Source organism: Ruegeria aquimaris, from assembly GCF_025751555.1.
In the GTDB taxonomy this organism is placed as follows: Bacteria; Pseudomonadota; Alphaproteobacteria; order Rhodobacterales; family Rhodobacteraceae; genus Ruegeria_B; species Ruegeria_B aquimaris.
The window spans coordinates 91,318-115,692 of record NZ_JAOWLB010000015.1 but is presented as its reverse complement, the minus strand read 5'-3'; the positions used below and the strand labels follow the sequence as shown (position 1 = coordinate 115,692).

At 59.3% G+C, this 24,375-nt stretch carries 23 protein-coding genes, 1 tRNA gene and 2 pseudogenes; 13 read left to right on the top strand and 13 right to left on the bottom strand.

The window, feature by feature from the left end; all coding sequences use genetic code 11:
* The 4 genes and pseudogenes from OE747_RS18070 to OE747_RS18055 all read right to left on the bottom strand — a co-directional run.
* The coding region (locus tag OE747_RS18070; RefSeq protein ID WP_404818334.1) for a calcium-binding protein at positions 1-744 on the bottom strand (744 nt) is incomplete at its 3' end.
* A 163-nt stretch (positions 745-907) separates the two neighbouring features.
* Positions 908-1,615, bottom strand: a pseudogene (locus OE747_RS18065) (IS6 family transposase).
* A 157-nt stretch (positions 1,616-1,772) separates the two neighbouring features.
* Positions 1,773-2,471 carry a lipid-binding SYLF domain-containing protein gene (locus OE747_RS18060; RefSeq protein ID WP_263829937.1) on the bottom strand — a complete coding sequence of 233 codons (699 nt, stop codon included), beginning with the start codon at positions 2,469-2,471 and terminating at the stop codon, positions 1,773-1,775.
* A 157-nt stretch (positions 2,472-2,628) separates the two neighbouring features.
* Positions 2,629-3,048, bottom strand: a complete 420-nt coding sequence (locus tag OE747_RS18055) for an acyl-CoA transferase (protein WP_263829936.1) — start codon at positions 3,046-3,048, stop codon at positions 2,629-2,631.
* Positions 3,049-3,139: 91 nt separating this feature from the next.
* Here OE747_RS18055 and OE747_RS18050 point away from each other — a divergent pair, with 91 nt between their 5' ends.
* Positions 3,140-4,999 carry an adenylate/guanylate cyclase domain-containing protein gene (locus OE747_RS18050; protein ID WP_263829935.1) on the top strand — a complete coding sequence of 620 codons (1,860 nt, stop codon included), beginning with the start codon at positions 3,140-3,142 and terminating at the stop codon, positions 4,997-4,999.
* A 267-nt stretch (positions 5,000-5,266) separates the two neighbouring features.
* Complete coding sequence (locus OE747_RS18045; RefSeq protein ID WP_263829934.1) at positions 5,267-5,569, top strand: SH3 domain-containing protein; 303 nt, start codon at positions 5,267-5,269, stop codon at positions 5,567-5,569.
* A gap of 125 nt (positions 5,570-5,694) precedes the next feature.
* Here the strand turns inward: OE747_RS18045 and OE747_RS18040 are convergent, their stop codons facing one another.
* From OE747_RS18040 to OE747_RS18020, 5 genes and pseudogenes are all read right to left on the bottom strand, one after another.
* Complete coding sequence (locus OE747_RS18040; RefSeq protein ID WP_263829933.1) at positions 5,695-6,399, bottom strand: IS6 family transposase; 705 nt, start codon at positions 6,397-6,399, stop codon at positions 5,695-5,697.
* A 57-nt stretch (positions 6,400-6,456) separates the two neighbouring features.
* A pseudogene (locus OE747_RS18035) lies at positions 6,457-6,885 on the bottom strand (IS6 family transposase); the annotation flags it as partial.
* 207 nt (positions 6,886-7,092) lie between these two features.
* Complete coding sequence (terL, locus tag OE747_RS18030) at positions 7,093-8,586, bottom strand: phage terminase large subunit (protein ID WP_263829932.1); 1,494 nt, start codon at positions 8,584-8,586, stop codon at positions 7,093-7,095.
* Entirely contained in the window at positions 8,567-9,016 is a 450-nt protein-coding gene (locus tag OE747_RS18025) for a DUF5681 domain-containing protein (RefSeq protein WP_263829931.1), read from the bottom strand. The genes terL and OE747_RS18025 overlap by 20 nt, the downstream gene beginning before the upstream one ends.
* Positions 9,009-10,442, bottom strand: a complete 1,434-nt coding sequence (locus OE747_RS18020) for a site-specific DNA-methyltransferase (RefSeq protein WP_263829930.1) — start codon at positions 10,440-10,442, stop codon at positions 9,009-9,011. The genes OE747_RS18025 and OE747_RS18020 overlap by 8 nt, the downstream gene beginning before the upstream one ends.
* A 411-nt stretch (positions 10,443-10,853) precedes the next feature.
* Between OE747_RS18020 and OE747_RS24675 the strand changes: the two genes are divergently transcribed.
* Genes OE747_RS24675 through OE747_RS18010 form a run of 3 tightly spaced genes read left to right on the top strand, consistent with a single transcriptional unit; the run spans position 10,854 to position 13,170 of the window.
* A complete protein-coding gene (locus tag OE747_RS24675) occupies positions 10,854-11,081 on the top strand; it encodes a DUF3489 domain-containing protein (RefSeq protein ID WP_404818333.1) in 228 nt (75 codons plus the stop codon).
* Entirely contained in the window at positions 11,081-11,497 is a 417-nt protein-coding gene (locus OE747_RS18015) for a DUF2924 domain-containing protein (protein ID WP_263829929.1), read from the top strand. Before OE747_RS24675 ends, OE747_RS18015 begins: the two co-directional genes overlap by 1 nt.
* The gene (locus OE747_RS18010; protein WP_263829928.1) at positions 11,494-13,170 is read left to right on the top strand and encodes a recombinase family protein; all 1,677 of its coding nucleotides are present in this window, start codon (positions 11,494-11,496) and stop codon (positions 13,168-13,170) included. The genes OE747_RS18015 and OE747_RS18010 overlap by 4 nt, the downstream gene beginning before the upstream one ends.
* Before the next feature lie 374 nt (positions 13,171-13,544).
* Here OE747_RS18010 and OE747_RS18005 read toward each other — a convergent pair.
* A tRNA-Ser gene (locus tag OE747_RS18005) sits at positions 13,545-13,634 on the bottom strand.
* A gap of 207 nt (positions 13,635-13,841) precedes the next feature.
* Between OE747_RS18005 and OE747_RS18000 the strand changes: the two genes are divergently transcribed.
* The 8 genes from OE747_RS18000 to OE747_RS17965 all read left to right on the top strand — a co-directional run bounded on the left by OE747_RS18000 (position 13,842) and on the right by OE747_RS17965 (position 21,018).
* Positions 13,842-14,711, top strand: coding sequence for an SPOR domain-containing protein (locus OE747_RS18000; RefSeq protein ID WP_263829927.1), 870 nt, complete (start codon positions 13,842-13,844; stop codon positions 14,709-14,711).
* 17 nt (positions 14,712-14,728) lie between these two features.
* Complete coding sequence (locus tag OE747_RS17995; protein WP_263829926.1) at positions 14,729-15,895, top strand: D-alanyl-D-alanine carboxypeptidase family protein; 1,167 nt, start codon at positions 14,729-14,731, stop codon at positions 15,893-15,895.
* Positions 15,892-16,527 carry a dTMP kinase gene (tmk, locus tag OE747_RS17990; RefSeq protein WP_263829925.1) on the top strand — a complete coding sequence of 212 codons (636 nt, stop codon included), beginning with the start codon at positions 15,892-15,894 and terminating at the stop codon, positions 16,525-16,527. Before OE747_RS17995 ends, tmk begins: the two co-directional genes overlap by 4 nt.
* On the top strand, positions 16,524-17,645 hold the full coding sequence (locus OE747_RS17985) for a DNA polymerase III subunit delta' (protein WP_263829924.1): 1,122 nt from the start codon (positions 16,524-16,526) through the stop codon (positions 17,643-17,645). Before tmk ends, OE747_RS17985 begins: the two co-directional genes overlap by 4 nt.
* Complete coding sequence (locus tag OE747_RS17980) at positions 17,642-18,457, top strand: TatD family hydrolase (protein ID WP_263829923.1); 816 nt, start codon at positions 17,642-17,644, stop codon at positions 18,455-18,457. Before OE747_RS17985 ends, OE747_RS17980 begins: the two co-directional genes overlap by 4 nt.
* Entirely contained in the window at positions 18,454-19,254 is an 801-nt protein-coding gene (locus OE747_RS17975) for an MBL fold metallo-hydrolase (protein ID WP_263829922.1), read from the top strand. Before OE747_RS17980 ends, OE747_RS17975 begins: the two co-directional genes overlap by 4 nt.
* Before the next feature lie 71 nt (positions 19,255-19,325).
* Positions 19,326-20,270, top strand: a complete 945-nt coding sequence (locus OE747_RS17970; protein ID WP_263829921.1) for an AEC family transporter — start codon at positions 19,326-19,328, stop codon at positions 20,268-20,270.
* Positions 20,271-20,301: 31 nt separating this feature from the next.
* Positions 20,302-21,018 (top strand): CbiX/SirB N-terminal domain-containing protein, encoded by a 717-nt coding sequence (locus OE747_RS17965; protein WP_263829920.1) that lies wholly within the window; start codon positions 20,302-20,304, stop codon positions 21,016-21,018.
* Positions 21,019-21,038: 20 nt separating this feature from the next.
* Here OE747_RS17965 and OE747_RS17960 read toward each other — a convergent pair whose 3' ends face one another.
* From OE747_RS17960 to OE747_RS17950, 3 genes are all read right to left on the bottom strand, one after another.
* Positions 21,039-22,316, bottom strand: a complete 1,278-nt coding sequence (locus tag OE747_RS17960) for a peptidoglycan-binding domain-containing protein (protein ID WP_263829919.1) — start codon at positions 22,314-22,316, stop codon at positions 21,039-21,041.
* Between the two features lie 346 nt (positions 22,317-22,662).
* Positions 22,663-23,778: a GGDEF domain-containing protein gene (locus tag OE747_RS17955; protein ID WP_263829918.1), complete on the bottom strand. Its 1,116-nt coding sequence runs from the start codon at positions 23,776-23,778 to the stop codon at positions 22,663-22,665.
* A complete protein-coding gene (locus OE747_RS17950) occupies positions 23,775-24,362 on the bottom strand; it encodes a heme NO-binding domain-containing protein (RefSeq protein ID WP_263829917.1) in 588 nt (195 codons plus the stop codon). The genes OE747_RS17955 and OE747_RS17950 overlap by 4 nt, the downstream gene beginning before the upstream one ends.
* Positions 24,363-24,375: the final 13 nt, after the last annotated feature.

The window sequence follows — 24,375 nt, the reverse complement described above, 5'->3', positions numbered from 1 at the left end:
GTTACCATCACCCCCCAACAGGCTGTCATCGCCGCCGCCACCGCGAAAATCGTCATTGCCGCTGCCACCAATGACCGCCTCGTCCCCAGCACCTCCGTAAAAAGCCGCGTAAGAGTCGTCAGCGTAGGTTCCACCGCTGAAATCCACCGACAGCATCTCGCTGGCAAGGCTGTCAGTCGAGAATACTGCCAACCGCTGGGTCCCGCTCAACACCGGGGTCACCACGGCGGCTTGTCCATCGACGGCATGGAGCCGAAGCCCTGAGCCGTTTGTCAGCGCGTATTCGGCCATTACGATCTCGCCGAGGTTTACCGCTTGCGCCGCGTCGATACTGAAGCTGACGGCTTGCCAGAGCTCAGTCCGTTCGATCCCCGAGATAACCGTGCCGCGAAGATCCTGGCCGCCACCGCCGCGCATCTCCAAAAGATCGGTGCCGCTGCCACCGATTAGCGTGCCGCCTGTCAGTGAGGCATCGATCGCCAACGTGTCGTTGCCCGCTCCACCATCAAGGAGATCGTCGGAATTGTTGCCCGAGGTTCTGAGGAGGTCGTCGCCGGCCTCGCCGTGCAGCGTATCCGATCCGCCGAGAGTAGCGCTCAGCGTGTCGTTACCATCACCCCCCAACAGGCTGTCATCGCCGCCGCCACCGCGAATGAAGTCATCACCACCAGAGCCATCAATTGTGTCGTCGCCGTCCGTGCCATTCAAAGTATCATTGAACTCGGTGCCCGGAATATATGCCATCTGATAATCCCCTTGAGTGAACCAAATTCATCAATGAAAGCCTATCACGTTTTCCCTTTCCGGCAATCTGCCACGCTTTTGCACATGATCGGATGCGCTACTTGATAAGGGGTGCTGTCAGACAGATTTTAACCAGTCTCAGTTTCCCACGAACCGCAGGAACTTAGGCGATGCAAAGCTGGCGCCACTCGGCTAGAGCAGCGGCGCGGTTGAGCTTGAAATTCTGTCGGCTGGTGAGGCTGCGCTCCGAGTTGAAATGGTTGAAGACCGAGGCGTGGACGGAAGCAAATTTCTGCAAACTTCGCATGCGCCGAAAGCGTTGCATTGCCCGCTCTCGTCGTCGGAATGGCAGATGTGAATTCTCAGCTCTGTTGTTCAGCCAGCGACCCGTTTCCTGCCTGTGAGCATTGCCGATGTCTTTCATCGCCGCGCCGTAGGATCTCAGCTGGTCGGTCACCAGGACATGAGGTCGACCGTGGCGTTTCATTGATTTTCTGAGGAATTTCAATGCGGCCTTCTTGTCCCGCTTCTTCGTGACGTAGCTCTCAAGGACTTCGTCCTCGTGATCCACAGCCCGCCACAGGTAGTGCCGTTCTCCATTTATCTTCACAAACATCTCATCCAGGTGCCATCGCCACTGCGGCCAGGACCGAAGCCGATCAGCGCGTATCTTGCGGATCTCGGACGCGAACATCGGACCAGACCTTTGCCATCAGAACCGGACCGTTTCGTGGCTGACATCGACGCCGCGCTCGTGAAGCAGGTCCTCGACATTGCGCAGTGACAGGGGAAATCTGACGTACAACATCACCGCCAGACGGATGATTTCTGGGCTGCTGTGGAAGTATTTGAACGGATCACGTTTCGGCATGCCGTCAGGCTACGAGACCGCCCTGCCCGCCTCAACCGGATTCCTTCTGACGCCGCCGATCAGACGCCAGAGGCGCCAAATCCGTTAAGGCCATACTTCGTGTTCGAGCGCGCGACGAGGCCGGGGAACGGGGCCCGTTCCGGGCCCCGGCCGGAAATCAGTTCAGGTCCGGAGCTTTCCAGTACTTGGTGCCGGATGCACTTGCCGCCACCCGCCAGCCGGTTTTGCCCAGCACGAATATGGAACGGCCATCCTTGAACTGCACCGTTTGTTCGGCCTTTTCATCACCGTACATGGCACTTGTTTCCCCGGTTGCGTCATAGCCATTCGTGACGAATTCTTCAAAGTCGCCGGCTGTTTCGAACAGGATCACGAACTGAGTTGCAAAACCACCGATCCCCATTGCCGCCCCAAGGCCCCCGGTGCCGAGATTCATATAGACCCTTTGCCCGTCTGCGTTCGAAACGGCAACGCCGCGTCCATACCCAGCGGCCACCGGGAATACTGTCACCTTGCGAGTGTCGAAAGCCGCATAACCTGCACTTTCTGCATAGAGCGTCGCGGCCTGATCATTTTCCCGGAGCAAACGGTCAAGAACTTCGTTCGCCATCGCATCAAGTTTTGCGCGTGTTTCTTCGGGAGTATCTTCGTTGGACACAAGCTCGACGGTCGAATTGATGCTTTCCCCGACCGCTTCGGCTCCGGTTTCGAGGGTCTCGCCGACCTTCTCCGCGCCTCGCCCAATCGCATCACCGGCAGACTCGGCGCCTTGCTTCAACTTGCCCAGTAGGGATTCCGCCGCCACCGGTCCACAAATCCAGACAGCAAGACAAAATACAAACACGGTCTTCAGCATTTATGGCTCCCTGGTCTGCCAACCTTCCGGATTATGTTGGTTCGGAAACTGTACCGATTGCATTGAGATGATCAGATGACACGTGACAATGCGGTTGTGAAGCCAGGATTGGTCCAATTTCGTCTTCCGCTCACCTAGGTCCTTGTCTGACTGATCATCACGACAACGGATCTGCCAAGGAATAATGTAGAACCACCGGAATGATTGCAGCTTTCAGACATGTCGCGCCCTCGACCGGCATATCGACCGGGCGCGGCGCTTCCGCCTCAACCCAGTCGCAGAGCCCGCCCAGCGTTCGGTCGGCCGCAAGCGCTGCGCCGATGCCCGAGGTCAGTGTGTCGAAGGCGGCGTCACGTTCGACGCCCTGCACGACCGCCTCGATCTCGGCGCGGTGCTGGTAGTGATAGCGCAGAGGCGACAGCGTCACCTCGGGCTCGCCCGGCTCCCCGTCGCGCAGGATCAGCATGCCATCGGCCGACACGCGCTCGGGCAGGACCTCACCGCGGAGGGCGATCGCTGGCAGCACAGAGAGGCGCGCATACAGCGCGGCGAGGATGGTTTCGCGGGAGGTGGGCATTGTTGTTCGCTAACCTGCAAGGGCAGAAAAGTCGGGGCAGAGTCTGAAGCGGACATATTTAGAAAGGCAGTTTGTGTGATATAGTTTTTCGATGGAACGCCGGGTTGCAGCCGTCCTTGCCACCGACATGGCTGGCTATTCTCGTCTCGTTGAACTGGATGAGGTAGGGACGCTCAAACGTCAGAAACGCCACCTGCAGGAACTCATTGAGCCGACGATCGTGGCCAGAAATGGCCGGATCGTGAAGTTCACTGGTGACGGGCTCATCGCGGAATTCTCATCTGTGGTGGAAGCCGTCCAGTGCGCCGTCTCCATTCAAGCCGAGATGGCTGCACGAGAAGAAGAATTCTCCGACGACAAGAAGATACGATATCGTATGGCGATCCACCTCGGGGACGTGATCTTCGACGAGGGGGATGTGTATGGCGACGGGGTGAATGTGGCCGCACGGCTGGAGGGCTTAGCTGCGCCTGGGGGCGTGGTCGTATCGGGAACGGCCTACGACGTGCTGAAGGCCAATGTGGATGTCACCTACAAGTCACTGGGTGAGCAGCGGCTGAAGAACATCGCCACGCCTGTCAGAGTCTATCAGGTCGTGGAAGGCGCACCCATTGCTCCCGCATTTCGTGCCCCGCGTCGGGTTGGTTGGCTGGCGGCGGCGGTCGCACTCCTTGCCACGCTCGGCGGGCTGGTGTGGTGGTTTCAGAGGCCCGAATTCGAACCTCTCAATCCGGAAGAACTGGCCTTTGCGCTGCCCGGAAAACCCTCACTAGCGGTACTCCCGTTCGAGAACCTGTCGATGGCAGAGGAAAACCGTTTTGTTGCCGACGGGTTGACAGATAGCCTGATAACAACACTGGCTTCAGCTCCCAAATTGTTCGTCATCGGTAAGAAATCGAGCTTTGCCTATACCGACAAGGCACGGCCCGCCTCGCAAATCGCAGAGGAACTTGGCGTGCGATATCTGGTCGGAGGCAGCGTTCAGATTGCCGAGACGTCGCTGAGAGTTTCTGCCCATCTGATAGATGCGACAACCGGCCAACAAATTTGGGCGAAACGATTTGACGGCGAATTTGCCGCCAGCGGAGTTTTTGAAATCCAGGACAACATAGTGCGAAGCATTCTTGTACAACTCGATGCAAGTCTGGTGTCGGGCGACTTCGCCTTCAGCCTTATCAAGGATGCGGGCGACCTGGAGGTCTACGAATTGATAACTCAGGCAATCGCCGAAATCGAGAAATTCCGCCCAGACGCTGACTTAAAGGCAAAATCCCTGTTGGAGGAGGCCGTCAAGCTGAACCCAAAATCAGCCTCGGCGCATGGCTACTTGTCGTGGCTGTATCTGAGTGCAATTTTCCTGGGGTACTCGCAGGACCCGACGGTGTCGCTTGCCCAGGCTAGGAGACATGCAGAAACCGCGCTGGCCCTGAATCCGGACTATTATCATGGTCATATCGGGCAAGCATGGCTGCATTTATATTCCGGTGAACACGACAAGGCAGCGCGTTCTGCCGAACGTGCCCTGGAACTGCTGCCCGGTGAAGCAACGAACGCGGCCATGGTGGGTTGGATCCTCTCTGCATCGGGCGATCCCGAACGAGGTGAAACGCTCCTGCGATATGGGCTTAGGACGCAGCCACATCCTCCAATCTGGGTGCCGAGCCTTCTGGCGTTTGCCTTGTTGATGCAGGGTCAGAATGACGAGGCGCAGGAACTATACAAAGCGGCATTGGAAGTGTTTCCCAACCCAATGGCGACAGCGCATCTGGCGGCCCTCTCAGTCTTCAATGGACAACAGGAAGATGCAAAAAAATATGCGGAGTTGACGCGTCAAATCTCACCCAACTCGACTGTCGCGCGAAACGCAGCCTATTGGGGATATTTGAGGGATAAGGCATTTCTGGAACAGTACTTGGATGCATTGCGACAAGCGGGCCTGCCCGAATCTTGATCAAGCTGCAGGAAAGGAGCTGTTAATCTTCTCCAGAATCCTCAGCAGCGAATTTGTCCCGCAAAGCCGACGTCACCAGTTTTGCCTTCCGCGCAGTTCGCCACAATCATCCCCGGCACGCTGTCGAGCGCCCGCTCCGCATCCCGCCCGAGATCCAACCGCTTCGATAGCCTGACTGAGCTCAAAGATCGATCCCCCTGAGGTGACTGTTTCTTTCAGCGGACCCTCAAACTACGATCTTCATTGAGGTAGAAACAGGAGAAGACGATGCGCAAAGCTTTTTTCGTCGCACTTGCGGCGGTTTCTATCGGAACTCTCCTGAGTACCAACCCAGCAACGGCCGCGTCGCTCGGACGTTTCGAGGTTTCCGGCGTCGAAGGGGATGACATGCTCAAGATGCGTGCAGGCCCAGGAACCGGGTACCGCGTGATCCTTGGTCTGCCGAACGGTACCGTGCTGCGCGTTCACACATGCGAGCAAACCGGAGGCACGCGCTGGTGCCGCGTGTCCCTGGAGCAAGCACGTGGGCTCCAGGGGTATGTATCCTGGGCATACCTGCGGAAACTGTGACCGAAAGCCTCCGGCTCACCTTCGCGCAAGACAAGCAGGACGTTGGCTGGAACGCGCTTGAATAGCAGTGACGGTGCTGGCAGACGAATGCGAACCAGTCTCTCCAAGGGCACGATGGCTGCCCCTTATGCCGCACAAAGACCGCGCCATTCGGAGAGAGCGGCGGCGCGGTTCAGCTTGAAAGTCGTTCGGGAAGTGAGGCTGCGCTCTGAGTTGAAATGATTGCAGACCGAGGCATGGACAGCGGCGAATTTCTGCAAACTTCGCATCCTCCGGAACCGTAGCATTGCCCGTTCTCGTCGTCGGAATGGAAGGTGCGAGTTCTCGGCCCGATTGTTCAACCAGCGACCCGTTTCCTGGCGATGGCTGGCACCGATTTCCCTCAGAGCGGCACCGTAGGACCTGAGCCTGTCGGTTACGATCGCTTCCGGGCGACCGTGCTTACGTATTGCTTTCCTTAGAAATTTCAGCGCGGCTTTCTTGTCCCGCTTCTTCGTGACGAAGCTCTCAAGGATTTCGCCCTCGTGATCCACAGCCCGCCAAAGGTAGTGGCGTTCGCCATTGATCTTCACGAACATCTCGTCGAGATGCCAGCACCATCGGCTGGATTTCATCCCTGCAATCCTGCGCTTTCGGATTTCAGCGGCGAACATCGGCCCGAACCTGTGCCACCAGAACCGCACCGCTTCGTGGCTCACATCAATGCCGCGCTCGTGCAGAAGGTCTTCCACGTTCCGCAGCGACAACGGGAACCGGATGTACAGCATGACCGCCAAGCGGATGATCTCTGGGCTGGTCTTGAAATAGCGAAACGGGGATCTTTTGGTCATGGCTGGACGCTACAAAACCGCCCTGCCCGCCTCAAGCCGGTTTGCTTTGACAGCACCCCTGAGCCTGTCGGTTACGATCGCTTCCGGGCGACCGTGCTTACGCATTGCTTTTCTTAGAAATTTCAGCGCAGCCTTCTTGTCTCGTTTCTTCGTGACGAAGCTCTCAAGAATTTCGCCCTCGTGATCCACAGCCCGCCAAAGGTAGTGACGTTCGCCATTGATCTTCACGAACATCTCGTCGAGATGCCAGCTCCATCGGCTGGATTTCATCCCTGCAATCCTGCGCTTTCGGATTTCAGCGGCGAACATCGGCCCGAACCTGTGCCACCAGAACCGCACCGCTTCGTGGCTCACATCAATGCCGCGCTCGTGCAGAAGGTCTTCCACGTTCCGCAGCGACAACGGGAACCGGATGTACAGCATGACCGCCAAGCGGATGATCTCTGGGCTGGTCTTGAAATAGCGAAACGGGGATCTTTTGGTCATGGCTGGACGCTACAAAACCGCCCTGCCCGCCTCAAGCCGGTTTACTTTGACAGTGCCGTCTGGCGAATTCGAACTCGTCTTCGTTAATCGCGTTGCATTTGTGAGGTCCTTCAGGCGGTTTGACTGCGCAGACATTTGTGTCTCGGCTGGGTTCACTCTTCACTCCGTGATCGGCGCAGTCGCCCCTCCATGCTTGATTGATCAATTTCACGCGAACCGCATCCTGTCTTCCCGCCGAGGGCGCTCCCGATGAATTTGTCCCATGCGGCGCCCGGAATGCGGATCTGTGTCCAAGTAAGCGATCTGAGACCGACGCATGTACTCCGCAAACTGGGTGAGTGCATCGACCTGGTCGTCATAACTGGCATCCGGGAATAACAGAAGCTCACGTCGGAACGTGTCAAACCAAGGCTTGTTGATGGGGATCGCAAGCTTACCGGACTTGATCCAATCGGTATGAGGGATGAACCGGTCCAGTTTGCTGTGAACCACGTTTATCGGTTGAAAGACTCCGTTCGTCTCGCGCCGGAACTCCTGAAGCAGCGCGTTGCCCATAGCGGACGCCTCGATCAAAACCTTGTCCGCGACCCAACGCTCGCGCCATCGGCGGATTGTTGACTTGAGTTCGGTGTAGTCGAGCCGTCCGCGAATGACGTCGAGAAGATACCAGCGCATTTCCTGGTCATGCCAACCAAAGGTCATTCCGACCGAATAGTCACACCGAGGACCGTCCTTGGCCGCCGTATCCCAACTCTGTACGCGCCGCGTGAACAAAATTTCGTTCGGGAGGGTATCGACCAGATGCAGATCCGACATCGACAGGAATGCGCTCTCACCGTCGGACGGGTTCTGTTGGTATTGTGCCTGGAACGCGAAGGTCCCGATGTCGGCTTTGATCCTGGCGAGAACCTCCTGAGGTTCCCGTTCCGGGTTCAGGACATCCCCGGGCCGCCGCCTGAACACGCGATTGTTGTAAAGTCGGAGTTCTTCCGGGAGTTCGGCGATCGACGGCAAACACAGGTGATCAAAGGTCTCCTTCTCGAGAAGATACGCCGAAAAATCGTCGGGATGCAGGCGCTGCTGGATCGACACGATACGATCTTTTCGCTTGTCGTTCAGACGAGAGAACAAGGTCTGATCGAAATAGTCACGCAACTCCTGACGATAGCTGTCATGCCGCATCTCGGACGGTTTGCCGAGATCGTCAATAATGATCAGGTTGGCACCGAAGCCCGTAACGCCACCACCGACAGAGACGGATTTTCGGCCGCCACCTGCCGAGGTTTTCATATGCTCGTGACGGTTGTGCCTGGGATCCAAGCTCATCTGAGGGAACAGCCGCCTGTAAAATGAACTCGTGACCAGGCGCCTGAACTGTTCCGCATGTTCTCTTGCAAGATCCTTGCCATAACTGACAACCACCACTTTCTGCGTCGGATCGCGCCCCAGAACAAAGGCTGGCAACAAAACCGATCCACAAACCGATTTTAGGTGGCGCGGTGCAATCGAGATCATCAAGCGCGAACACTCGCCCGTTGCTACGCGTTGCAACGCAAAGCACATGGCCTCCAGATAAGGTGCCCGGGCAAGCGTCTCCCCCGGGCAGAGCACATCAAATGCGCCAATCAAGAATGCATAGAGGTTTTCGCGCATTGCGGCTCTGGCGACCTCGGTAACGCTTTCAGGTTTCAGCGCGATCATCGCCCAGTCCTTTCTGAACAGTCGCAAAGAGCTGGTCGGGTGCGCCGCCGAACATCTCGGCCAGAGCCTCGAGCACGGCAACCCCGGTTTCCGAATTCATTTCGGCGGCATCCGCATCCTCCGACATCGCCGCTGCCCTCGCTTCCTGTACCATGGGCAAAAGCTTGAGCACCCGATCGACAGACCGTAATTCTCCCTTTACTGCGCCGTTCACGAGCTGACGCAAAATCGCTTCGAGCATCGGGACTTCACGACGTTTTCCATGTTCGGTGATCGCAATCTTCCGAAAGAACACGTCCTCCAACATTGTTCCCACGTTCTTGCCCTCTTTGGGCCGGCCTTTCGGATTTCCGGAGTACCCCTTCTTGAACTGACTTGCCTTCGGAGGCTTGCCGTAGCCGACCTCGTAGTCCTTTGGCGACTTAGACATTTTCAGCCTCCGTCTTTTCATTGACGAGCAACGCGGTTGCGCGATCATCAAATGCTTCCCCGGTTTCCAGGTTGACAGCCTTGCAGCCGCTTATTTCTTGCCAGCGACGGATGGCAACATCGACATAGAGCGGGTCGAGTTCGATCAGGCATGCCTTGCGCCCGGTCTTCGCCGCCGCCAGCAGGGTTGCGCCCGAGCCGCCAAAGGCATCCAGGACCACATCACCGCGCTGGCTGACATCCATGATCGCATCGGCCACCAAAGCGGTTGGTTTGACCGTGGGGTGATCCACCAGATCTGCCTCACGCCCCTTCCCGAAGCTGTTCACACCGGCATAATCCCACACATTGGTTCGGTTGCGGCCGTGCTTTCCCAGTTCCACGTTATTGAGATGCGGCGCGCCCGGCTTCTTGAAGATACAAATCATCTCGTGCTTGGAACGGTAAAGACTGCCCATACCACCATTGGTCTTGTTCCAGACACAGAGATTGATGAGATCAAATCCCCGACCCTTGCCAGCGGCGATCAGCTCTTCGATGTGACGCCAATCCATGCAGACCATGGATATGCCACCGGCTGGCAGGGCAGCTTCCAAGTGCGCAAAGACCGTCTCGAGGAAACCTCGGAACTCCGTTTCCGACATCTCACCTGAGGCCATGGCAAATTCGCGATGGCCATTGCCGCCTCCAGCGCGGACATGACCTCTTACTGGCACATTGTAAGGTGGATCAGTAAAAACCATTCTCGGAATGGCCCCGGCGAGAACACGATCGTAGCTGTTCGCACTCAACGAGTCGGCACACAGGATGCGATGGTCACCCAGTTTCCAGAGATCGCCGGGCCGTGTTACCGCCTGCTTATGTGGATCCGGAGCCTCGACCAGTTCACGCTCGGTCGCGACAACATCCCCTGCCCCGTTGATGATTATGTCGATCTCTGGCATTTCGAAACCGGTAACGACAAGGTCGAAATCCAGTTCACCTTCAAGACCCAGGTCCATCAGCTCGGCAAATTCGATCTGCAAAGCCTCCGCGTCCCAGTCCGACAGTTCCGCCAACCTGTTGTCCGCGATGCGCAAGGCGCGCACCTCCGCCGGACTAAGATGAGCAGCAACAACCGTAGGCACGGCAGCCAGTCCCAGCGCCTTTGCGGCCTCATATCTTCCGTGACCGGCAATGATCACGTTGTCGCCGTCGATGAGGATCGGGGTGACAAAGCCAAACTGTTCCACCGAGGCTTTCAGCTTGTCCACGTTCTTCGGTGTATGGATACGGTTGTTCCTGGCGTAGGGTTTGAGGTCAGAAACAGGCGTTTGAACAACCTTGTCGGCCATCCAGACAGGCTTGCTCGACGCCTCTGAATCAACAGTTGGCATGCCCTCATGGGGCACTAAGGGCTTCATGACAGATTTGGAATTGGCACCCATCTCGGTCTCCTAACTTCAAAGGCCTTCCGGCCTGGTGTATTGAAGATCTGGAGATTTGGCGGAGCATCCAGCAACCACCGGATCTCCCGATCCAGTTCGTTGCCCTAGATGCTCGAATTGTTTAATGCCCAATGGCGCGAGACTTCAGGGTATGTGTTGACCGCTGTTTCCAGCGATCACAGAATTTGTACTTGAACCAGCGCCAAGCTGCAAGCACAATTTTTGATAAAATCGTTTATTAACAGTTTATTAACGAATTTTCCCGGTGCCGTGAAACAAGGCTCAAAGGGGCAGAAAGGACTGGACTAGCGCCGCAAACCACGCATCACTGGACCCAAGCCCGACGCATTCGGGCTCTCCTCGGTACCGGGGCTGGCCTTTCGCCGCCTCCCTGAACCTGAGGAACCAGACATGTCCAAACCCAAACAGACCAAGATCAACAAGGTAACCGCGATGTTGCGGCGACCGGCCGGAGCCACGCTGGAGGCGCTCTGCAAGGCCACCGGGTGGCAGCCCCATTCGGCAAGGGCGGCTCTCAGTACCTTGCGCAGGAAGGGGGCAGAGATTGAGCGGCGCCCATCGGAGACCAGGGGAGGCCCTTCGACCTACCATCTTGTTCCGGGTCCGGAGGCGAACTGATGCCAAAGCAAATCGAGATCGCCGACCTCGAGGCCATGGATCGGTCGGAGCTTCTGGATCTCTGGCAGGAGATTTTTGAAGAGCCGGCCCCCAAGATGCTGAGCCAGCCCTTCCTGCGCCGCTTTCTGGCCTTTGAACTGCAGTCCCGCCGTCAGGGCGGGCTGTCGCGGCGGGTGCGCAGTGCCCTCGAGAAGGGCCAGGCCGAAAAACCGACCCCGACAAGCCCGGCGATGAAACCAGGCGGGCGCCTGCTCCGGGAATGGAACGGTGTGACCCATGTGGTCGATGTCTCAGATTCCGGGTTCAGCTGGAACGGGCGGAGCTGGCGGTCGCTCTCGGCCATTGCCCGGGAAATCACCGGGGCACATTGGTCAGGACCCCGCTTCTTTGGCCTCAGCGGAAAGGCCGCGAAATGACCGGGCGCCCGAAGATCCGCTGCGCCATCTACACCCGCAAGTCCTCCGAGGATGGGCTCGAACAGGAGTTCAACTCGCTTGATGCGCAATACGAGGCCTGCGCTGCCTATGTCGCCAGCCAGCGGCATGAAGGCTGGAAGCGGCTTCCCGAGCGCTATGACGATGGCGGCCTCTCAGGCGGAACCCTGGAACGCCCTGCCCTTCAGCGGTTGCTGGACGAGATCGATGCCGGGCGGATCGACATGGTCGTGGTCTACAAGATCGACAGGTTAACCCGGTCGCTCGCCGACTTCTCCAAGCTGGTTGAACGGCTGGAAAAGGCAAACTGCTCTTTTGTCTCGGTCACCCAGGCCTTCAACACCTCCTCCTCAATGGGGCGACTGACCTTGAACGTGCTTTTGTCCTTTGCCCAGTTTGAACGCGAAGTCACCGCTGAGCGGATCCGCGACAAGATCGCGGCCTCCAAGAAAAAGGGGTTCTGGATGGGTGGAAACCTGCCGCTGGGCTATGACAGGCATCCCGATCAAACCACCAGGACCCTGGTCATCAACACGGACGAGGCATCAACCGTCCAGCATCTCTTCACGCTTTACGCCGAACATGGCTGTCTTCGCCAGGTGGCAGACATCGCTACCGCGGAGGGAATGCGGTCAAAACGCCGGGTGTGTGCGAACGGGACCACGTCGGGCAACCATCTCCTGTCCCGCGGACAGATCTATTACCTGCTCCGCAACCCGGTCTACCTTGGACAGATCCGCCACAAGGACAAGATCTGGCCCGGCCAGCACGCTGCAATCATTGAGAATGATCTCTGGAACCGGGTTCAGAGCCGGATGCGGGCCGCATCAACCCGGGGACGCGGATCGCGCAACGAACCCGGCGCAGTCAATGATATCGGGGCCTGGCTGACAGGAAAGTTGCGCGACGAAACCGGTGACCGGCTGACCCCAACCCACACGACCCGGGTCCGGCGGAGGCTGCGCTATTACATCTCAAACCGTCTGATCTCGGGCGGCAAGGATCCCACTGGCTGGCGGTTGCCTGCCACCCTGCTGGAAAAGGCTGCTCTCGATGTCATGGCCAAGCACCTCACTGAAGCGGCCCGCACACATCGGGTGCTGCTGGAGCCCGATGCAAGCACAACCGAAGCGACGAACCTGTTGGTCCTGGACCTTGTTGCGCGTTTGGCAACTAAAGGCGGCAGCCTCGGTGCCGACCTTCTCTCCTCAGGTGTCCTGTCACGCGGTCGCATCGAGCTCGACCTCGATGGCGCAACCCTGGCCCGGTTGCTCGGCGTTCCCGCTGACCTATTGCTGCCCGACCTGCTGCAGGTGACAGCCCCGTTCGATCTTCGCCGCCGCGGCGTCGAGACAAAAATCATCGTTGGCGAGACGCACCCGGACCCCGACCCCCATCTCCATGCCATGCTGATCCGCGCCCATGGCTGGGCCCGGGAATTGAAGTCCGGTGTCCAGCTGTCCGACATCGCGCATCGTGAGAAGGTCCCCGGCTCCTTTATCCGCAACCGCACTCAACTCGCCTTCCTGTCGCCCAAAATACAGACCGCCATCCTCGCGGGCAGTCAGCCGCTCGAGCTGACCCTCAAGCGTCTCGTCAGCATCACACATCCGCTTGATTGGGCCGAACAGGAACGCCTCTTCGGGTTCTCCTGACACCCAATATCAGCTTTCCCTGCTGTTGGATTACAATTCCCTGATCCCCGTTTGAACATTCCCTGCTCGCGTCAGAAAATTCCCTGTTCCATCTTCTAGGGAATTTTCTGCCAAGCCATTGTAGACTGGCTCTTTTTTTGAGTGTGCCACCTCAGAAACCGACCAAAGCCACCGAGATTCGCTGTAAATCCAGCTGTATCAGGGAAATCTCGGCCAAAGCGCACCCGCCCAAAACCCGAACTGAGACTTCAGGGAAAATCCACGCCAAGATATGGCGTCAGCACCGGCTCAGTTGAGGAGACGGTCGAGCAACCCGCGGGAATTGCCGGAGAATTTCGGCTCAAAAAGCACAAGAAAACTGAGACTGGGGTGGCTGGCGGGGAGACAGGGATTCGAACCCTGGGATGGCTCTCACCATCAACGGTTTTCAAGACCGCCGCATTCGACCGCTCTGCCACCTCCCCGACAGGTTGACGTCTATGATCTCCGCAAAGCCGAGGCAAGTCCCTCTTCTTGTGAAAACTTGCCGAGTGCAATGCAGCGGGCTTTCAAAGGCAAGGCCCTCAGGTTATGATCCGCCCGGCGCGGGGCCCCTTCCCGCAATAACGTAACGACCGGCAAACCGGCAGCGGGACAAGAATTGTCCCGAAACAGGCAAGGAAGTAGTCGACATGCACGTAGAAATGCAGAAGGCAGGCCCCCGTACCCGCATACTGGCGCTGGGGTTCAGCCTTGTCTTCCTGGCGGCATGCGAAGAAGGCGCCGGTGTGCCTTTTCTTCAGCCGAAGGACAAAGAGGCCGCAACCGAGACGCGCAGCACCAAGCTGGTCGAACGCGATGTTGAGGCACCGGATGTGTTCCAGGTGACCGAGGCGGGACTTTGGGATGGCCGCCCCTCCTTGGGCGGGGTCTGGGTCGCGCATCCGGATGTCAAGGAGCCCGAACGCGTCATCATTCGAAACGCCAGCAACGACAAGTTTGTGATCGGGGCCCTGTTTCGGCGCGAGCGCGATATTCCTGGACCCAGAATCCAGGCCTCCTCCGACGCCGCGGCTGCACTTGGGATGCTGGCTGGCGCTCCGGTCCAGTTGAACGTAACGGCCTTGCGCCGCGAAGAGGTTCAGGAAGAGCCTGTGGCGGACGCCGCGACCGCAGACACTGCCTCACTTGAGGAATTGCCGGAGGTCTCGGAAACCGCTCTTGACCCGGTTGCCGGCGCTGCCGCCGCAATTGAAGCCTCGGCACCGGATGTGCAGCAACCGGCGGCGCCCGCGCCATCCGCGCCCCCGAAACCAAAGACGTCGAGCCTCGACAAACCGTATATCCAGATCGGTATCTTCAGTGTCGAGGCGAACGCCAATCGCGCCGCCGATCAGATGCGCGCCGCGGGCATGGTACCGACTGTCCGGCAGGAAACCACGAACGGCAAACCGTTCTGGCGGGTCGTTGTCGGTCCTGCTCAATCCAAATCCGAGCGCACCGCATTGTTGGATCAGGTCAAGTCCACCGGATTCTCCGACGCCTATGCGGTCAAGAAGTAAGACGGAGGTTCATTCCGATGTTGAATTCGTTTCGCAAAGCGGCCCTTGCGTTGGGGCTTGCGCTCACCGCTATACCGGCACACGCATTCGATACCTCGGCGCGTGCGGCCTATGTGCTGGATCAAAGCACCGGCACCGTGCTGCTGGCAAAGAACGCTGATGAAGCGCTGCCACCGGCGTCGATGTCAAAGCTGATGACGCTCTATGTCGCCTTCGAGGCCCTGCGTGACGGACGCCTGACACTGGACGAGCGCTTGCCGGTATCGCAACATGCGATGAGCTATGGCGGCTCGACCATGTTCCTGAACACAACCGACCGGGTCCGGGTCGAGGACCTGTTGCGGGGTATCATCGTGTTGAGCGGCAATGATGCCTGCGCAGTGATTGCCGAGGCACTCAGCCCCGATGGGACCGAAGCCGGCTTCGCCCGGTTCATGACCAAGCGCGCCGAGCTGTTGGGCATGACCCAATCGACATTTGCCAATTCCAATGGCTGGCCGGCGGCGGGGCATCTGATGTCGGTTCACGACCTTGCCATTCTCGCCAGTCGGCTTATTGCCGACTTCCCCGAGTATTACCCGCTGTTTGCTGAAACCGAATTCGCCTTTGACGGGCGGGCGCCATCGAACACACGCAACCGAAACCCGCTGCTGCGGCTTGATATCGGGGCCGATGGATTGAAGACCGGGCATACTGCCGAGGCCGGTTATGGTCTGGTGGGTTCGGCCAAGCAGGGGGATCGCCGGGTGATCTTCGTTGTCACCGGGCTTGAAAGCGAAACCCGCCGCGCAGAGGAGGCGGAAGCAATCGTGAACTGGTCCTTTCGCCACTTTGCCACCAAGACCGTTGCCCGAGCCGATACACCGGTCGCCAAAGCCGAGGTCTGGATGGGAGCGAAACAATCGGTAGGCCTGGTTCCGGCCGAAGATCTGGATCTCTTGTTGCCGGTATTGTCAGACAAGAGCATTGAGGCCGAGGTCGTCTATGACGGTCCTATCAACGCCCCTATCGCCAAGGGCCAGAAGATTGCCGAACTGGTGATCAAGCCAGGAGAACTACCCGAAATCCGCCGTCCGCTGGTTGCGTCCGAGGACGTGGCAACCGGCGGGTTTATTGTGCGATTGAAAACCGCCGCGACAATGTTGATGCAACAGTTCGGCACCGGCGCACCGGAGGCGATGTGACCGGTCAGGGGCTGTTTCTGACGTTCGAGGGGATCGATGGTTCCGGCAAATCCACGCAGGCCAGGCGTCTGGCCGAGGTTCTGATCAAGCTTGGGCACGAGGTCGTCTTGACGCGCGAACCGGGTGGTTCGCCCGGTGCCGAGGAAATCCGCCGTCTTGTTCTGGAGGGCGCGCCGGATCGCTGGTCCGCCGAGACAGAAATCCTGCTGTTCACCGCAGCGCGCCGCGACCATATGGAGCGCACGATCCTGCCAGCGTTGAACGCGGGCAAGATCGTCATCTGCGATCGGTTCGCGGATAGCACCCGCATGTATCAGGGGCTCTCGCGCGGGGATCTTCGAGATCTGGTCGATCAATTGCACAAGCTGATGATCGGGCGTGAACCCGACATCACCCTGTTGATCGACATGGACCCCGAGACCGGCCTGTCCCGCGCCAAGGGGCGCCAGGGAACCGAGGAAAGGTTCGAGGATTTTGGGCCAGAGTTGCAGCGGAAAATGCGCGCGGGTTTCCTGAACCTCGCGCGGGAGTTCCCGGATCGGTTTCATGTTGTGGACGGAAATCGCGACGCCGACGCTGTTGCCCGCGACGTCGCAGACCTCGTTCAGCGCGAATTGCGGTCGATGGCATGAGTGACGAGGTTCCTGCCCCGGATCAGGTTCCCGGTGCTCCGCATCCGCGCGAGACGGTGCAGCTCTTTGGCCAGGATGCCGCTGAACAGGCCTTTCTGGATGCTTATCGCTCGGACCGGCTGCACCACGGCTGGCTGCTGACCGGTCCGCAAGGGGTGGGTAAGGCTACTCTGGCCTGGCGCATTGCCCGTTTCCTTCTGGCAACGCCGCCTCAGACGGATGGTGGGTTGTTCGGGGCTCCTCCTCCGCCGGAAACGCTGGAGATCGCGCCGGACCATCCGGTATCACACCGCGTATTGGCCGGGGCCGAGCCGGGGCTTGCCGCGATCACCCGGTCGATGAACGATCAGGGACGGCTGAGATCAGAGATCGTGGTCGAGGATGTCCGCAAGCTTGGCCGGTTCTTTGGCCTGAGCGCAGCTGATGGCGGGCGCCGCGTCGTCATCGTCGACAGCGCCGACGAGATGAACACAAGTGCGGCCAACGCGCTGTTGAAGATGCTCGAAGAGCCCCCCGCGCGAACAACGCTCTTGCTGGTCTCACACCAGCCCTCGCGCCTGTTGCCAACGATCCGGTCCCGCTGTCGGACCCTGCGGCTGTCACCTCTGGAACCCGCGGCGCTACAAGCGGCCCTGGATCAGGCAGGTGCAGGCCGATCTGCGGAGATCGCGGAACTGGCCGTGCTGGCCAGCGGCTCGGTCGGTGCGGCGCTTCGGTTGATCGAACTGGATGGTCTCAAACTGTATGGTGAGCTCCTTGCCATTCTGGCCAGCCTGCCCCGGCTGGATCGGCAACGTGCCCTTGCCCTGGCCGAAACCGCGGCGGGCCGGAACGCGGCGCCACGGTTCGATCTCTTGTTGAAGCTGATCGAAATCCTGCTGGCGCGACTGGCGCGGACCGGCGCGACCGGGTTACCGCCCGATCCCGAGGCCAGTCATGGCGAGGCAAGCGTGCTGACAAGGCTTGCCCCCGATCCCGAAAGCGGGCGGCGCTGGGCCGAGGTCGCGTTGACGATCTCTGCCCGAACCCGTCATGGTCAGGCGGTCAACCTTGACCCCGCTGCGCTTGTCCTAGATACGGTGTTCAAGATGCAGGATACCGCCAGTTGGAGCAGATGAGCGCAACCGAAACGCCACCAGAAATCACCGACAGCCATTGTCATCTCGACTTTCCGGATTTCGAAGGACAGCTGGGCGATATCGTGGCCCGTGCCTGTCGCGCGGGTGTGACCCGGATGGTGACGATCTGCACCCGTCTCAGGAACGAACCCGGCGTGCGTGCCATTGCCGAGGCCCATGCACCGGTCTTCTACGCGGCCGGCACCCACCCGATGAGTGCGGCAGAGGAACCTTTGGCCAAGGTCGAGGAGTTGGTCGCGCTCAGCAGACACCCGAAATTCGTGGGCATTGGCGAGACCGGGTTGGACTATCACTATACAGCCGACAGCGCCGCGGTTCAGCAACAATCCCTGCGGATCCACATTCAGGCCGCACAGGCAACCGGGCTTCCGCTCATCGTGCATGCCCGGGCGGCGGATGACGACATGGCGCGTATTCTCGCGGAAGAATACCGGAACGCGCCCTATTCTTGCGTGATGCATTGTTTCTCTTCCTCGGCCGAGCTGGCCCGAGCCGCATTGGATCTGGGGTTTTACCTGTCCATGTCGGGGATCGCGGCCTTTCCCAAAAGCCAGGAGGTAAGAGATATCTTTGCGGTCGCACCGCTGGACCGCATTCTGGTAGAGACCGACGCACCCTATCTCGCGCCTCCTCCGCATCGCGGCAAACGGAACGAACCTGCGTATACCGCGCATACCGCGCGAAAGGGCGCTGAAATCTTTGGGCTCGACTACGCCGATTTTGCCGCCCAGACACAGGAAAACTTCGACCGTCTGTTCACCAAGGTGGCGTGTTTCAGGGCTGCGGCATGACAACAGAGCTGCGTTTCACCATACTTGGTTGCGGGTCTTCGGGAGGTGTGCCGCGGCTGGGTGGGCATTGGGGCGATTGCGATCCGACCAATCCCAAGAACCGGCGCCAGCGATGCTCCATGCTGGTCGAGCGCGAAGGCCCGGATGGGACCACAACCGTTCTGATCGACACAACGCCGGATATGCGCAACCAGCTTCTGGAGGCGGGAACCGGGCGTCTGGACGGCGTCGTCTATACCCATTCCCACGCTGATCATGTGCACGGGATCGACGACCTTCGCATGATCGTCTTCAACATGCGGGCGCGCATCCCCGTGTGGGCCGACGGGGATACGCAAAATGCATTACTGTCCCGGTTCGGTTATGCCTTTGTCCAACCCGAAGGCTCTCCTTACCCGCCCATCCTGGATATGAAGACCATTTCCGGCCCCTTCGAGATTGACGGCCCCGGCGGCTCCATTCCCTTTCGTCCCTTTCGGGTTGGACATGGTTCGATCGACAGTCTGGGGTTCCGGATTCACGATCTAGCCTACCTGCCGGATGTGGCCGAGATCTATGAACCCTCCTGGTCAGAGCTACAGGGGCTGGACTGCTGGGTTCTGGATGCGTTGCGGCGCACACCGCATCCAACCCACGCGCATCTGGAAAAATCCCTCGACTGGATTGCCAAGGCGGCGCCCCGCCGCGCGGTGCTGACGAACATGCATATCGACCTTGACCACGCCACCGTTTCAGCCGAAACGCCGGACCATATCGAACCTGCCTATGACGGCATGGTAATCCGGTACCGGCTTTGACAGATGAGAGTTGCCCCTGCGGATATCCCGTCTGACGGCCTCACCACTGGTCGACACGGATAAGGACGCACATGTTTCAGGCCCTCATCGACGTCATCTTGCCGGTGTTTCTGGTTATCGGCGCAGGGTACGCGGCCACACTTGCAGGTTACTTCAAACCCGAGCATATCGACGGGCTGATGCGGTTCACGCAAGGGTTTGCAATTCCCTGCCTGTTGTTTCGCGCGATTGCCCATCTTGACCTGAACGCCAGTTTCGACCCCGCGCTTCTCGGCAGCTTCTACGCAGGCGCAACATTGTGTTTTGCTTCCGGGTTGTTTGGCGCGCGCTATTTCTTCGGTCGCGACTGGGAAGACAGCGTCGTCATCGGGTTCTGCTGCCTGTTCTCCAACTCTGTGCTTTTGGGACTGGCGATCACCGAACGCGCCTATGGGCCCGAGAGCCTGACCGGGAACTATGCGATCATCGCGATCCACTCGCCATTCTGCTATGGTCTTGGGATCACCGTGATGGAGGTGATCCGCAACCGCGGCCGGGGCGGTCGGAAGATGGCGAGTTCGGTCTTGTCCGCGATGTTCCGAAATGTGCTGATCCTGGGCATCGCAATGGGTTTTGCCGTGAACCTGAGCGGTCTGGGGCTGCCACAGATCCTGGACGACGGGCTGTCCCTGATCACGCGCGCCGCCCTGCCCGGTGCCCTTTTCGCCTTGGGCGGCGTTCTGGTGCAATACCGGCCCGAAGGCGATCTGCGCGTGATCGCCTATGTCTGCGTGATCTCTCTAATGGCCCACCCTGCGCTGGTGTGGTTTTTCGGATCGGCCCTGTCGGTCGAACAGGGCCTGTTCCGGTCCGGTGTGTTGAATGCGGCCATGGCCCCAGGTTTCAACGCCTATATCTTTGCCAATATCTATGGTCGGGCCAAGCGCGTCGCGGCCTCGTCCGTTCTGATCGCAACTGGGGCGTCCATTTTCACCGTATGGGCTTGGTTGACCCTTTTGGGCAGTTCAGCACCTTGACTTGCAACCGGGCCGCAACACAAATCTTTGTATGACCAATTCGAAACACGTCCTGCTGGTGGCCCACGGGCAACCCTCTGATCCAATACCTGCCGAGGACGACTTGGCGGAGATCGCAAAGCAGATTCAAACCGATGTACCAGAGGTGACGGTGCATTCGGCGACCCTGGCCTCTCCCGGGTATCTGGAAACCGTGTTGGACCGCCTGCCGGCCTCGACCCCGGTCTATCCGCTGTTCACCTCCGATGGCTGGTTTGTCACCACGGCCTTGCCGCGCAGGCTTGGGTCACGGGCGAACCCGATCATGCCGCCAATGGGCATCGACCCGGATCTGCCACAGGCGGTTGCACGGCATTTGCACGGTACCCTGACTGCGCGGGGCTGGCAGGCCAGGGACACTGAACTGGTGGTGGCAGCGCATGGATCGGGGCGCAGCCGCAATCCGGCGGTCGCCGCAGAGCGTTTTGCGAATGCCCTTCAATCGCTGGCAGGTTTCGCCAGGATCAATGTTGGATATGTCGAACAAGAACCATCGATTGCCGAAGCTGCCCGGCACTGCGGCAATCAAGCTCTTTGCTTGCCATTCTTCGCCTGCGCTGGCGGACATGTGCAAGATGACATACCGATGGCCCTGACCGAAGCGAGCTTCAAAGGGGACACGCTGCCGGTTCTGGGCGTTCTGCCGTCTGTTACGTCTTTGATTGCGCGCAGGATATCCGAACATGCGGCTGCCGCGACGGGCGATTGACCCGCCGCGGCAAACGATACTCAGTTCCCGCTGGTCGAGACCGAGAACACCGGAAGACCAGGTGTCGCCGGAGCCGTGGACGCCTCGGAAAGAACCGCGATCCGCTCCGGGTTCTGGCCAAGCACGCTGGAGCCGCTTTGTGCTGCATTCAGGGCCAGACGCATCCATTCACCGGCCCGTGCCATTCCGATCGGCGCGCCGAATCCTTGCCGCAACTGGTGGCTGACAATCTCGCCATAGCCCAGTTGCCCGGCAGAGGCGAGCAGCGTGGCCGAGGCCAAGGCCATTTCGGCATTGTCCGTCCGATATCCCACCCCAAGGCAAACCTTGCCCCCGGAGATCAGGCTGGGCATCGGCTGTCCGGAGTTTTGCAGGAAGGTGGAGGTCGAAGCCACGATCTCGGACGGCGCCTTGGTGTCGATACCCTCCATCTGCGGCGCCATGGCTTGGGCCAGTCCTTCGCATTGCTGTTCGATCTGGACCGAGGTCATGTTCGGGATGGTGACTTCGATCTGGCTTGCTTCGACCATCGCCTGACCGCGCGCCTGGCAGAATTGCTCGTTAAGCGCGAATACCGGCTCGCGAACCTGCCCGGCGCGGCTGAGACCGCCGTTCGACGTGGTCAACAGATTGACCTCGTTACAATGCGCATTGATCGACTTTGGACCCTGCTGAGCGAACCCGAAATTCGGGAGCGCGGCACCGGTATCCGCCCGCGCCGCCACAGTAGGTGCCGTGGTCAGCGGCTGAGACGTCGCTGCCATATGGGTCTGAGGCTGCACCGGCTGCACGGCCTGCGGGGTCTGGATTCCCAGTTGCTCATTGCGATAGGTGCGCAACAGGCCCGCCTGCCCTTGGCTCGCCAGGATCTGGTTGTAGGGCGCCACATGCGCGCTTGCCAAGGCGCGCTGGTGGGAGGCGAGCAGGAAACCAGTTTCATGCTGATCAAGATAGCCATCGGTCACAAACCCCATGTCCGCCTGATATTGGGCGATCGCGCCACGGCTGCGGCGACCAAGCGCCCCATCGACAACACCGGCGTTGTAACCGAAGTAGTTGAGAGCCGACTGGACTTCGCGGTTTTCCTGCCGCTGCGCAGAGGATGTGCCTGAAGTTCTGGCTGTACTGCGCGCAGCCTGCTGCTGGCGTTGCTTGTTTTTGTGCACTTCGTTGACGATCAGACCACCAAGAAGCGCTCCACCGATCAGGGCGGCCGCTTCGTCGGCCATGGCCCGTTGTACGGGCATCACAACCATACTGGCCGCAACGACCGAGGCACACAGGCGTGCTCTTTTCATGTCAATCACCTTTCTCCATGGTTTTCCCGTATGGAATGAATGCAGGAAAACCGGCTACGAAAATGAAATAAACTACCTCAAATGGCAGCAAACCGGCGGGTCTTTGTCAAGGGAATTGGAGTCTGACCGCAAGACGCCTGTCTGCTGCAAACGGGCGCCTAAGGTTTTCACAGGTCAGATTTACCCCTGATCCATCTCAACGCCAGAGATCATTTGCACCCGCCATTCATGCTCACGCCCGCGCGCGACCGGCGCTGTTGAGCTGGATCCCTCATCTCCGCGATCTACGGAAAACGGCGTATTGACCTCTGCGCGCATCCCAATCCTCGGCGATGCCGACAGGTCGCTACACCGGCCTTCTTGCCGCGCGATGCCTTTCTTGTCCGGTATCCGCTCCCGGCGCGCGGCCTTGTTCGATCACTTCGCTATTGTCCCCGCCAGCCTTGCCCGGGCTTGCAGGGTCTTCTCCGGTCGCGACCGGAAGCGTCAGGTTTCTATTGTAGAACCTATAGGTCGCCCGGCCCTTCCGTTTTGCAGAGTACAAAGCGAGATCGGCGGCATGGATGAGCTTGGATGCCTCGGGGGCGGCAAACTGTGTGGACAACACGATACCGATGCTTGCCGAGATCTGGCACTGCTCTCCGTTGAACGGAATGGGTTCCTCCAAGCGGTCGATCAAACGGCGTGCAATGCTCTCAAGCTTTTCCTTGTCCTGCAGGTGGTTGAAAACCAGAATGAACTCATCACCACCAATGCGCGCGACGGTGTCGTCGCCACGGGTTTCTTCTACCATTATCCTGGCGACCTGCTGCAACACGTGATCGCCTGCGGCATGCCCCAGCGTATCGTTGACCGACTTGAAATAGTCGAGATCCAGATGCATCAGGCTGAAAGGGGTCACACTATTGGTCAACCGGGCCAGGATGTGATCCATTGCACGGCGGTTCTTCAACCCCGTCAATGTATCGGTATAGGCCTGTTCTTCGGCCGCGATCATGGCCCCCTGAAGACGAAGGTTCAACGTCCGCGACGCTTCCATCGCGGCGGATTTTGCTTCTACAAGGTAAAGCAATTCGATGGCCAGATCGGTGCCCGAGAAGTCGGCGCTTGTCAGGGCATAGTCGCGTACCGCATCAAGGATCGATATTCCGAACGACAGGTTGATGACCGCACCCTCGTCGGCGGGGAGAGGCACGACAACACCCTTCAATGCCGTCCGGGGATTGTCCCTGAAACGAAGATGCAGTTTTGCGCCAGAAGTCGCGATAGCCTGGATCGTGGCCACCGAACGTGGTCGCAGCAACTCAAAGACTTCCAGGAAGCCGCTCCCGACCATTGCCATCTCGGGCCGAAGTTTCTGCAAGGTCGGCCCGACGTCTGTTATCCGCCCCGTTGCATCAAGCAGAACAAACATCGGGCAAAGCTTTTCAAGCAGACGGGCAAGATTGTCCTTGTCCGTCATCTGGCCCGCGCCCCGAGTTCGAAAATCCGGCCTTCGGCGAAGTCTGTTTCGATCAGCGTGATTTCAATCATTTCACATTCGCCGACCTCGCCCGCGTGCTCCAACATGACCAATGCCCCATAGTCGTCCGCCATGGCCCGCAGAACCCCCAACAGCACATAGGAAAACCCAGGCAATCCGCCATGACATGCCAGGGTGAAGCGGCCCCCGGCTGCCTCTGTCAGTTCGAGCTGTGGCAAGACCAGATCGGATACCGCCAAACGCGCGCGATCGGGAAGATCGTCCAGCGAATGCAGAAACTCCACATAGCTCACCCCACCAAAGCGCAACAGCCGACGCAAGGCCTCGGTATTCGGGTTCGAGACGAGATAGGTACCGAGATCCTCCAGAACTTCGCGCTTTGGCCGCCCCAACTCATCGCACAACTCGTCCAACACCCTCCGGGACGCCTCATCATCATAGACAAGCATCGCCTCGAACTCGACAAATCCCAGGTGCGCCGCCTCGGTCACGCGGATCCAGCGGCTCTTGCCGTAGGTATTGCACACAAAGGACTGTATCGCCTTGTTGATGAGTCCATGCATGGAGGGCCCTCAT

What these genes read in the sequence shown, in the direction of transcription:
- OE747_RS18060 (WP_263829937.1), bottom strand. Translation starts at nt 2,471, where the DNA reads ATGCTGAAGACCGTGTTTGTATTTTGTCTTGCTGTCTGGATTTGTGGA.
- OE747_RS18050 (WP_263829935.1), top strand. Translation starts at nt 3,140, where the DNA reads ATGGAACGCCGGGTTGCAGCCGTCCTTGCCACCGACATGGCTGGCTAT.
- OE747_RS17960 (WP_263829919.1), bottom strand. Translation starts at nt 22,316, where the DNA reads ATGAAAAGAGCACGCCTGTGTGCCTCGGTCGTTGCGGCCAGTATGGTT.
- OE747_RS17985 (WP_263829924.1), top strand. Translation starts at nt 16,524, where the DNA reads ATGAGTGACGAGGTTCCTGCCCCGGATCAGGTTCCCGGTGCTCCGCAT.
- OE747_RS18025 (WP_263829931.1), bottom strand. Translation starts at nt 9,016, where the DNA reads ATGTCTAAGTCGCCAAAGGACTACGAGGTCGGCTACGGCAAGCCTCCG.
- OE747_RS18000 (WP_263829927.1), top strand. Translation starts at nt 13,842, where the DNA reads ATGCACGTAGAAATGCAGAAGGCAGGCCCCCGTACCCGCATACTGGCG.
- OE747_RS18045 (WP_263829934.1), top strand. Translation starts at nt 5,267, where the DNA reads ATGCGCAAAGCTTTTTTCGTCGCACTTGCGGCGGTTTCTATCGGAACT.
- OE747_RS18040 (WP_263829933.1), bottom strand. Translation starts at nt 6,399, where the DNA reads ATGACCAAAAGATCCCCGTTTCGCTATTTCAAGACCAGCCCAGAGATC.
- OE747_RS18055 (WP_263829936.1), bottom strand. Translation starts at nt 3,048, where the DNA reads ATGCCCACCTCCCGCGAAACCATCCTCGCCGCGCTGTATGCGCGCCTC.
- OE747_RS17995 (WP_263829926.1), top strand. Translation starts at nt 14,729, where the DNA reads ATGTTGAATTCGTTTCGCAAAGCGGCCCTTGCGTTGGGGCTTGCGCTC.
- OE747_RS17955 (WP_263829918.1), bottom strand. Translation starts at nt 23,778, where the DNA reads ATGACGGACAAGGACAATCTTGCCCGTCTGCTTGAAAAGCTTTGCCCG.
- OE747_RS17965 (WP_263829920.1), top strand. Translation starts at nt 20,302, where the DNA reads ATGACCAATTCGAAACACGTCCTGCTGGTGGCCCACGGGCAACCCTCT.
- OE747_RS18010 (WP_263829928.1), top strand. Translation starts at nt 11,494, where the DNA reads ATGACCGGGCGCCCGAAGATCCGCTGCGCCATCTACACCCGCAAGTCC.
- OE747_RS24675 (WP_404818333.1), top strand. Translation starts at nt 10,854, where the DNA reads ATGTCCAAACCCAAACAGACCAAGATCAACAAGGTAACCGCGATGTTG.
- OE747_RS18015 (WP_263829929.1), top strand. Translation starts at nt 11,081, where the DNA reads ATGCCAAAGCAAATCGAGATCGCCGACCTCGAGGCCATGGATCGGTCG.
- OE747_RS17975 (WP_263829922.1), top strand. Translation starts at nt 18,454, where the DNA reads ATGACAACAGAGCTGCGTTTCACCATACTTGGTTGCGGGTCTTCGGGA.
- terL (WP_263829932.1), bottom strand. Translation starts at nt 8,586, where the DNA reads ATGATCGCGCTGAAACCTGAAAGCGTTACCGAGGTCGCCAGAGCCGCA.
- OE747_RS17970 (WP_263829921.1), top strand. Translation starts at nt 19,326, where the DNA reads ATGTTTCAGGCCCTCATCGACGTCATCTTGCCGGTGTTTCTGGTTATC.
- OE747_RS17980 (WP_263829923.1), top strand. Translation starts at nt 17,642, where the DNA reads ATGAGCGCAACCGAAACGCCACCAGAAATCACCGACAGCCATTGTCAT.
- OE747_RS17950 (WP_263829917.1), bottom strand. Translation starts at nt 24,362, where the DNA reads ATGCATGGACTCATCAACAAGGCGATACAGTCCTTTGTGTGCAATACC.
- OE747_RS18020 (WP_263829930.1), bottom strand. Translation starts at nt 10,442, where the DNA reads ATGGGTGCCAATTCCAAATCTGTCATGAAGCCCTTAGTGCCCCATGAG.